6 protein-coding genes and 1 pseudogene are annotated in these 10657 nt (G+C 22.3%); 1 reads left to right on the forward strand and 6 read right to left on the reverse strand.

Going from position 1 to position 10657, the window contains the following annotated elements:
• Window positions 1-310 (forward strand): annotated as a pseudogene (locus tag X275_RS11795) (hypothetical protein); the annotation flags it as partial.
• 509 nt (window positions 311-819) lie between these two features.
• Here the strand turns inward: X275_RS11795 and X275_RS08095 are convergent.
• The 6 genes from X275_RS08095 to X275_RS08120 form a co-directional block, all read right to left on the reverse strand.
• The gene (locus X275_RS08095; RefSeq protein WP_047268348.1) at window positions 820-3036 is read right to left on the reverse strand and encodes a S1C family serine protease; all 2217 of its coding nucleotides are present in this window, start codon (window positions 3034-3036) and stop codon (window positions 820-822) included.
• Between the two features lie 17 nt (window positions 3037-3053).
• Entirely contained in the window at window positions 3054-5273 is a 2220-nt protein-coding gene (locus tag X275_RS08100; protein ID WP_047268349.1) for a DUF4230 domain-containing protein, read from the reverse strand.
• Window positions 5263-6096: a hypothetical protein gene (locus X275_RS08105; protein ID WP_047268350.1), complete on the reverse strand. Its 834-nt coding sequence runs from the start codon at window positions 6094-6096 to the stop codon at window positions 5263-5265. The genes X275_RS08100 and X275_RS08105 overlap by 11 nt, the downstream gene beginning before the upstream one ends.
• 79 nt (window positions 6097-6175) lie before the next feature.
• Window positions 6176-6685, reverse strand: a complete 510-nt coding sequence (locus tag X275_RS08110; protein ID WP_052913742.1) for a YkvA family protein — start codon at window positions 6683-6685, stop codon at window positions 6176-6178.
• Window positions 6686-6745: 60 nt separating this feature from the next.
• Entirely contained in the window at window positions 6746-6970 is a 225-nt protein-coding gene (locus X275_RS08115; RefSeq protein ID WP_047268351.1) for a hypothetical protein, read from the reverse strand.
• An 821-nt stretch (window positions 6971-7791) separates the two neighbouring features.
• Window positions 7792-10569: a DEAD/DEAH box helicase gene (locus X275_RS08120; RefSeq protein WP_197072628.1), complete on the reverse strand. Its 2778-nt coding sequence runs from the start codon at window positions 10567-10569 to the stop codon at window positions 7792-7794.
• Window positions 10570-10657: the final 88 nt, after the last annotated feature.

The following is a 10657-nucleotide window of genomic DNA, read 5'->3' on the forward strand; positions in this document are numbered from 1 at the left end:
AAAAATGAGTTTTTCTTATTTTTTGTCTAATCTTCGGGGGTCAAGCCGCATTTTTGTTCATTTTTATTTTCCTCTTTTTGTTCTTTTTTATTTTACCATTTACAGCTTTAAGAATGATTATAAATTACGTTGGGAGATTGAAAGAGTTAATGGTATTATGGATATGTCTTTTGGTACTGAATATGTCTGGTATGTTAGAAATAGAAAATATTTAACTTTTGCTGGTATTACTGTTCTTTTATTCAACCTTATTGTTCTTTTTAATCTTTTTCATGATTTCCCTTTAAAAAAGTTTTCTAATTTTTTTTGACTTTTGACTTTTTGAATGACATACAACAATAAGAGAATTATCCATAAAAATACTCCTTTCATATAATATATATTATCTTCAAAAATACTGAAACCATATTGCTTGCAATACTTTCATCTTATCTTTAAAGAGGTTTTCTTCTCTGATGTATAATATAATTAGTTGAATTATTATTAATTGAGCAAAATAAAATCATACATTTTTACAGGTGGTTAAGTCATAAGTAATAATCCTAAACAATTTTATCTCGATTTTGTCTATGATGAATATATGAAATCCAATTTTATTTACATACTCTTCTAGTATGAAACACATAATATACTGAACAGAATTTATACAGTGTCTTATATAACAATTTAAACTTATTTATAATGTAATCTTTTAACAAGTAACATTTATGAAAACACCTTACATTTATTTTAACATAATACAAATATTTTTTCAAGTCTTGTAAAAAAAAAAAAAAAAAATAGCTCTTATATTAGAGCTATTTTTTATATTTTTATAATCTATTCATCAGAATACAAATTATATATCATATTTCTTAAAGTTTTGTATAGCCATTGATTTGGATATGTATAATCATAAAAAATCCTTATAAATTTATCATTTTTTAAATCATCATATAATTCTCTCATTACAATAGCAAAATTTAATCCTTCCGCCACATCTTTTCTTATTACTGAAGTATTAATACCAATAACATTTCCATAACTATCAATCAAAGGGCCCCCAGAATTTCCATGATTAATTGCAGCATCAGTTTGCAAAAAAGAAACATCCACCTGTTCATTATAGTCACTTTTAAATACTCTTTTGTTAGATGAAATCACTCCTCTAGTAAAAGAAAAATCTAATCCTTCAGGATGGCCTAAAGCATATACTTCTTCACCTATTTCAGGAATATACAGACCAAAGGGTAACGCATCATATTCTTTATATAATTCCATATCATATATTATTAAAATTGCTAAATCCTTTAATTTCTTATTTATGTATATGTGATCTGGAGAAGAAGACTCTCCATTATAAAAATCCACATATATATTATAATTATTAATTTCTTCTTCATTTAAAAAAATATCAAGACCTATTACATGCGCATTAGTCGCTATAAAAATAAACCCATTTTCTTTTGCAAATATAAATCCACTTCCAAAAAAATTATCCTCATTATCATTACTATAAGTAATCTTACAATTTATTTTTACAATGCTTTTTATATCTTTAGCAATATCTTTTGAACTATATTTTTTATCCTTATTTCCTATTTTTATATAATTAATAATTTCTGATAAATTATATTGTGTATAATTCAAAAAATTATTGTTTTTATAGAAATATTTATTATAATCATCAAAAAAATTTTCTGTTATGTAGCCAGATAATTTTTTTATAAACACCCCACTTTCATTTCCTAAAAAGGCATAAATATTTTTTTCATTATAAAAAATCCCCTTCAAAATGCTGTTTTCTATATCATATTTACTATTTAATTTAAATTTATAAGAATAACTATTATAGATAAAAAGATTTGATGATGTTGATATAATTAGATTCCATCCGCTTTCTTTATCCCAAAATAAATATGGATAAGAAGTTATTTTACTTTTACCTATATTTATTTTTTTTAAAATTTTCCCTTTTGCATTTACAATATATATATTGTTATCATCTGTCAAAATCATTTCAAAATTTCCATCAAAATCAAAATCTTCAATTATAGGATATGATTTTATATGTTTTTTAAGATTAAATAATTTTTCTACATAATATTTCTTTTCAAAGGAATTATAATGTAAAGTCGTAACTTCTCCTTCAGAATTAACAATAACTCCTTCTGGATATCCATCAAAATCTATATCTACATAAAACGGCAAACTTGTTTCATCTAAGTTAACATCTAACTTTAAGGTTTCTATATTTTTATCATTTATAATTGTTATTTGATCTTTATATATTAGAATAGATTCTTCTATTCCATCTTGATTAATATCACAAAAAGTTGTATCCATTAATATTTTTTTATTATTTGAAATTTTATTTTCCATATTACCCTCTTTTGAAATAATATAAAAATTTGTATCAGTTTGAAGATATATATAATCATTATATGACGCTTTAAGTATATTATCAGGAACTTTTACAACCTTTAGAAAACTTTCCTCTATTTTCTTTGTTTTATTATCGACAAGTAATACCGGTATATCAGTATTTTCATCATAAAATCTAATTATATTCAAATACTGTTCATAAGAAGTTATATAATATCCATTAATTCCTATAATATATTTGTCTTTATTACTACTTAATATTAATCTTTCATTTTCAAATAATACCGGAAGTCCTAAATCTTTTTTAAAAAATTCTTTTTTCCAATTTATTCTTATTTTTCCTAAATCTAAATAAAAGGAAATTAATTCATTCCCAAAATACGCATAATATTCTCCATAATCACTTCCAGATACTATATACGTCTTTTTATTAGTTCTATAATAATCTTCAATAATAAAATCCTTTTTATTTAAAACATATATACCATAACTCCCACCAATATAACTGTCTGAAGAAACTAAAATATAATCCCCAGTATCTATAAAATAATTGTTTTTTGAACTCATTGGGATCTCTTTGAATATTGTGTTATTTAAAAACACAGATTCACCACTTATTATTACAATAGATAATATTACTATCAATATAAATGCTATATAATTTTTAATCATTTTAAAATTCTCCTCTTCTATAATCTAAAAATATTTATATAATTTCTTATTAAAAATATTATAACATGTGAAATTCTTATATATAATTCTTTTCTCAAATTTTTATTAGCTTCACTATTTTTTTGTGATAATTTGGATACAATAACTCTAAAAGCTTCATTCTTATGAGATATATTTTTTATATCATAAAATTTCAAACCTTCGTATTTCATTTTATACTCTTTTCCAAATAACTCCTTAGATAATACAAAGTTTAAAATTCCCTTTTTCCCAAAAATAAAAACATCATAATTTTTAAACATATTTTTAGGTATATTAAATTTATTTTTGGTTAAAACTAAAACTAAGTTATTTTTAATAAAATCCTCTACAGAATTTTTATCGTTTAAAGGATATATTTCTTCAAAGTTTAAATTTAAATCTTTTTGCAAATTACTTCTAATTTTTTTATTTTTTACTATTAAATTATAAATAGAGTCTATTATCTCATCATAACTTATTAATACTTTACCTTCTTTATCTTTAACCATTGCATCATATAAAATATCTGAAAGATTATAATTTGGATTATTATAAAATTCTGTACTTTTCAAATAACCATTTTGATTAAAATAAAAATAATTTTTTATTTTATTATTTTCGATAATATTCAAATAAATTTTCTTTAAATATTCTTTCCTTTGTGAATCGGTTAAAAAACTGAGTTCCCAAGCTTCCTTGTAATAAACACCTCTCTTAATAATACTTTCTATGGAGTTTTCTATATCTATTTCATTTAATTTATTTGGATAATTCAAAAGTAAATATATTTTTATTTTATCTTTCAAATTTTTAAATTCATTTTTTTCAAACCAATCATTCTTATATCTATTGTCTAAATAAGGGTCAAATTTTTCTTCAATATTTTTATTTTTTTCAAACCAACCTAATAACTTATTTTCTATATCCAATATTTTTTCGTCATTGTTTTTTATATAATAATAAGCTTTTGATAATATTTTTAAATCTTCATTTGAAAAATCCGACGATACATCTTTATTTTCATTTATTAAATTATCTAAATTTATAAAATATGTTCCATACTTAGAATAATTATCATTTTTTAAACTATAAATTTTATTATAAACATTTTTATATTCACCATTGTTTTCTTTTTCTAATATATTTTGAGCACTGGATAGTATATTTATAAATTCTTTATAATCTCCAATTTTCACATAATCTTTCTTTTTATTATTTTTATAAGAAAACAAATAATATATAAGCTTTGGCATATCCTTTTTAAAACTATCAATATCTTTTGATTCCATTTTAAAATTTATTAGCATTCCTTCTGTAAATATATATCCTATGGCTATATTCTTTTTTTTATATATTTTGAAAAAATATTTGTATTCATTGAGATTTTCTGGATTGTATAATTTATAAGTTAAATCACCTTTAAATATGTTTTTTATTTGTTTAAATAATTCATTTTCATCATTACTATAATCTTGTGTAAAATTTAAATATATTTTTGAATTATTAAGTTCAACAATAGAAAAATATTTCCCATCATTTAGATAATTCTTAAAAATCCAATAATCCTTTCTAACCTCAAAATAGGAAGATAATCTATCAATTTCAATTCTTTTAAATTTTGTATCTAATTTGGTTTCCTTAATTTCATAATTTTGTTCATATAATAATTTTGATATATATTGTTTTACATTATTAGTTGTTTTTTCATATATATTTTTTCTTAAAACTATATCTATAGAGTATTCTTTAAATCCATCAATAATTGAATTTTTAAAGTAATCTGGATTCGCATCACTTATTTCATCTACAATAATAATCGGATTTTTACTTAAAGGTTCGCCATAATATGTAATTTCAGGGATTGGAAGAGTTATTATATTTTTACCATTTATTTTTTCCACATTTATATTTTTCAAATTCATTCCAGTTTTAACTTGAAAAGGATATATTGCTACATATTCTTTTCCATTATTATCTGCAGCAATAAAAATATAGTCAATTGAATAATCTAAAACATTTAACATATACAAATCTTTTATATTTTCAATATTCAAATAACTTCTTTCTAAATTAACTTTTTTAGATATTCCGGATTTATTTAAAATATCTAAAATAAAACTTTGTACTTCTTCTATTTGAGATAGATAAAATCCGAAAAAAATTGATAAAATAATAGCCAAAAATTTTGATATTGTTTTTATTATATTATTTTTCATAATTTTTCACACCTTCATCCATTTTTATATATTTTATTGTTGGATTTATATTCAATGGTTGAAAAATTAATTTCAAGGTTCTATTTAATTGTTTTTTGTAATAGTTAATAAGATCATTATCATCGTTTAATAATTCAAAAGCTATTAATATTTTTGCTTCTGATCTTATTTTCTCATCTAACCCAAATGTAATATCTTCATTTATATCTTTATTTTCTTTCTCATCAAGTTTTTTTAAGTAATGTTGAGTTAGCAGATATCCACCAACACCACCTAATGATGCGCCTATTATATTTTTTATAAAAGATGGCCCACTATTAATTTTATTTATTTTAAATATATTAGAAGTTTTATAACCAATCCATGCTCCAACTACTGCTGATACTGGAGATAAAACATTCGAAAGAGAATAATTTAAACTCGTAGAATTTTTAGATATACTTCTTGAATAAACAGTTTTGCTTTTTTCTATATTTACATCAATATTTAAAAATTCATTTTCATTTATTTCAAATATATATTTTAAATTCCGATCTTCGGATGAATTTTTTACAATATAATATTTTAAATTATTTAAGTTGAATTTTATATGAGCTGTACCTTCCATATAATAGATTTTTATCTGATTAGAACTATTATTTTTATAAATAATATACTTGTTAAATTTTATCTCTTTAAAAACTAATTCCGGAATAGAATTTAATGTTTCCTTTATGCTTTTATCTATTGTCTTACTTGAGTAAGAATATTTATTAAATCCAATAAAAAATGATAATGAAAAAACAAAAGCAAGAAATAGGAAAAATAGAAAACGTTTTAACATTTTATAATAACCTCCAAACTATTTTAAGCTTATATGACTCAAAAAAACAATAGCATCTTGAAATCTAAACCCTAAAATTTTATTTCTTTAATATTTTGGAAATTAAATTAGATATTTTCCCCATTACTTTTTTATCATAATTATTTTTCAAAATCTCTATTATTTCTGATACATTTTTTAATGTATTTTTATCCCCTCTCCAATGCTCATATATTTTTTCTTTTGGTAATTCGTTTAATAAGATATTCAAAAGATACAATCCTATGTATAAATCATCTAAATATCCAATAGGTCCTATTATTGATTCAGGTATTATATCAAGCGGAGAAATTATATAAGATAAAACTAACATAATTTTTGTCTTATATTTTAAATCAACTTCATTGTCCTTCATTAAATTTATAAATAAATAAAACAAATTAGGCAAGATAAGTAAATATTCTTTAAACTTATTATTTTTCCCATCTTTTTCATACCATTGATTTATTATTTTTTTTAGTTTTTCATAAAATTTTTCTTTTCCTTTAATATCTGTACTTTTCAGATTCTTTTTTATAAATTCATTTTCATTAAAACTATATTTTTCCATTCTTTCACTTCCAACTTTATTTAAATTTATATTTTAATAATTTTTCTTTTATTGGTAGTTTTAAAATTTCATATCAATATGTATGTATCTTTGAGTAGTTTTTTCTCCTTTGAATAAATAATATAATGTTGATATTGTTAACATTTTTCCAAATCTACTCGTTATTGATAAAAAATAAATTTTTCCACTATATATTAAATATATATTTCTTCTATTATTCCTTTGTAATTCTATACACATATTTGAAATTTTTTCATTATATACATCTCCATCTTTGTTTTCCATTTTTATTATAACATAATTCTTCTAGTTTATTGAATTTAATCGGAAATTCTTTTTATTTCTTCAAAAATAGTATTTTCTATCTCTTTCAGAGAGTAGTTTCTTTCCGAGATAGATAAGTTATCTGCCATGTTGCAGCGGTCTGGGGACTTTGTTTCTATCTCTTTCAGAGAGTAGTTTCTTTCCGAGGTGTGCACATTCAAAGTGCATATATAATTACCCCGTAACTCGTTTCTATCTCTTTCAGAGAGTAGTTTCTTTCCGAGGAAAAGGAATTTAATAAAAATTACATAAAAAGACCTGATGTGTTTCTATCTCTTTCAGAGAGTAGTTTCTTTCCGAGACTTGGTCTCCAGAATAGTTATTATTAGCAGTTTTTAGAGGCCGTTTTTCCGAACCTATTTTTTATTTTCAATTTTTTCTTTGGTTTTTGTAAAAAATCTTCTAAAAACCGCTTATAATCAACCTCCGAACCTGTTTTTTAACTTTCCTCTATTCATGCGGGTTTGCGAGATTTTGTATTTTTTAACATAGGTCCGGAACATTTTTCAATATAATTATACTTTTCTCTTTTTCTTTTGTCAAGCATATTTTAAACTTTGTTTCATTTTTTTTAAGCACTTCCGGACCTTTTTGAATTATTTCCCTTTATTTATAGCCATTTGGGAGTTTTAGACTTTATTTCAGTTATATTTATTTTTTGTTATTTTTATTTTTATAATACTTTAAAAGGTTTATTTACAATTTATTTAATAGATTATTAATCAAAATCTATAAATTAGTATAATTTTTATTTTCTAAAAATCTAATATTTTAAATCTGTATTATATTTTGAATATTTTTTTCAACTCTTCATCACTGAGTTCAGTTATCCATTTTTCTCCAAGAGTTAATATATTTTCACTTAGATTTTTTTTGTTCTGTATAATTTCATTAATCTTTTCTTCAAATGTATTTTTTGTTATAAATCTATGGACTATGACATTTCTTTTTTGGCCTATTCTATAAGCTCTATCTGTTGCTTGATTTTCAACTGCAGGGTTCCACCATAAATCAAAATGTACTACATGAGATGCTGCTGTTAAATTTAATCCTGTCCCTCCTGCTTTAAGAGAAACGATTATTACTGGATATTCATGCAATGTTTGAAATTTTTTCACCATTTCATCTCTTTTTTTTCTACTTAATCCTCCATGGAAGAATAATGGCTTTATATCTAAATCTTTTTTGATTATTTTTTCAAGTATTTCTCCCATTTCTTTGTATTGTGTAAATATTATGGCTTTTTCATTATTTTCAAATATTTCTGTTAGTAAATCCAACAACTTTTGTGTTTTACCAGATTCTTCAGATTTAAAATTTTTACTTTTTAAATAATTTGCTGGATGATTACATATTTGCTTTAATGATGTCATTAATTTAAAGATTAATCCCTTTCTTTCAATTCCTGATGTTTTGGTAATATCATGCACCATTTCAATAGTCTTTGCATATAATGATGTCTGTAATGGGGTTAAATACACATATTGATCAAAGATTATTTTTTCTGGTAAGTCTTTTATGATATTTTTATCTGTTTTTAATCTTCTTAATAGAAACGGATTTATTGCTTTTTTTATTGTTTCAATCTTTGATTTGTCGTTATATTTTTCAATAGGAATCGCATATTTTTTTAGAAATGATGTGTAACTTCCTAAATATCCAGGCATTAAAAAATCAAATATACTCCATAATTCTGCAAGACGATTTTCCACCGGAGTTCCTGTTAATGCAATTCTTTTTTGACTATTTAGTTTTTTTATTGCTTTTGTTTGTAATGTTAACGGATTTTTGATATTTTGGGCTTCGTCAAGTATTATATATGACCATTCTATTTTTTGGAGTTTTTCTATATCTTTTCTTATTATTCCATAAGAGGTTAATATTACATCTGTATCTTCGTCTAATTCACGATTATTTCCATGGTATATGTGATATTTCAAATCCGGTGCAAATTTTTCAATTTCTGATGCCCAATTTCCTATTAATGTTGTTGGACAAACAACTATTGCTGGACTGTTTAATGTATTGTTTTCTTTTTCTTTTAACAATACAGATATTATCTGAATAGTTTTTCCAAGGCCCATATCATCTGCAAGACATACTCCAAACCCTTTATCAACATTTGTTTTCACCCATTTATAACCGCGTTTTTGATATTCTCTTAATGTTGCATTTAATATTTTTGGAATTCTTATATTTTTTATTTTTTTTATTTCATTAATTGATTTTTTTATTTCATTTGTTAGTAGTAATGGAATCCCATCAAATTCTTCTGAAAGTAAGTTTTTTAAGGTTTCGTAATTTGATTTTTCCCAGAAAGGGTTTTCTAATTTTTTAAGCATATTTAAAAATTTTTTAGGCTCAAGATTTATATACATGTCTTTAAATTTTATTATTCCTTCTGACTTTTCTAATAGTTTTCTAAATTCTTCTACTGATATTAATTCATCACCTATTGCTATTTTCCAGTTAAAATTCAACAATTCATTTATATTAAGAAAAGTGACTATATTTTTATTTCCAGATACTGTAATTACTGGCTTTGGTTCAATAATTTTTTTCATTTCTTTTGGTAATATAATTTCAATACCAAATATTTTTAAAATAGCGAATGTTTTTTCAAAGAACTCACTCAATTCAGAAGAAGTTATTATAATTTCTTCGTTTTTCATCAGAATTTTAGAAAATTCTGTAATCTCGGAAAGAAATCCCATTTGTTTTAAAATATCTGCTTTGTTTTTATTATACTTTTTATTTTTTAAAAATGTTTTTAATGTAATAGGCTCTGATAGTTGATTAATATTATTTTTTACTAAAAGTGAAAGGTGATATCTATCTTCAATAAACGGCATAATTTTTATTGCAAGCGTATATTCTTTGCTTTTAAAGAATAAAGGTTCAAAATAATTTTTCATGAAATTAATTATATTTTTTTCTTCTAATGTTTTTACTTTAAGTTTAGTATCTGTTAGAAATATTGATAATAAGTTATTAGGTATATTATCGTTTAAATATGCATGTTTTATAATTTCTTTTATAAATAGTGTAATTATATATATTACTGCATCTGATTTTTTTAAAGTTTTGTTTTTTTCTGGATGAATTACGAGATTATCTGGTATTATTTTTTCAAGATATTTTATATATTCTTTTATTTCAGTATTTAAATAAAGAGGATAATAGTTTATGTAATATGTTTTTTCATCTATATTTTCTATTTTAGGTGCAAATAAAGAGTTTTTTACTATGTTGAATACAAAGCTTAATGTCTTTTTGAAAAAGAACGAGTATTCATTGTCATTATTATCTTTTTGTAATGATATACTTGATAACATATTAAAAAGTGTTTCAAATTTTATTATTTTTTCTGAAAACGGTGTGTATCCAGAAATTGTTATTTCAGGATTTTGCAGGTTATAATGTATGCTGTATGTTGTTTCTTTTAAATAAGGAGTTTTTTCTATTAATGCTATATTGTTTATATATTTTTCGCTTTTTATATATATTTCTTTTAAAAATTCTTTTATTGAAATATCTGGAAATACTTGTTTTTCTGGCAATAAGAGGATGATATTATCTATATTTCCAAAAAATATTTCGGTTCTCTTCCAAAACAAGTGGGTAAAAAAAGAAAAAATATGATATTAT

The sequence above is a fragment of the Marinitoga sp. 1197 genome (genome assembly GCF_001021165.1).
In the GTDB taxonomy this organism is placed as follows: Bacteria; Thermotogota; Thermotogae; order Petrotogales; family Petrotogaceae; genus Marinitoga.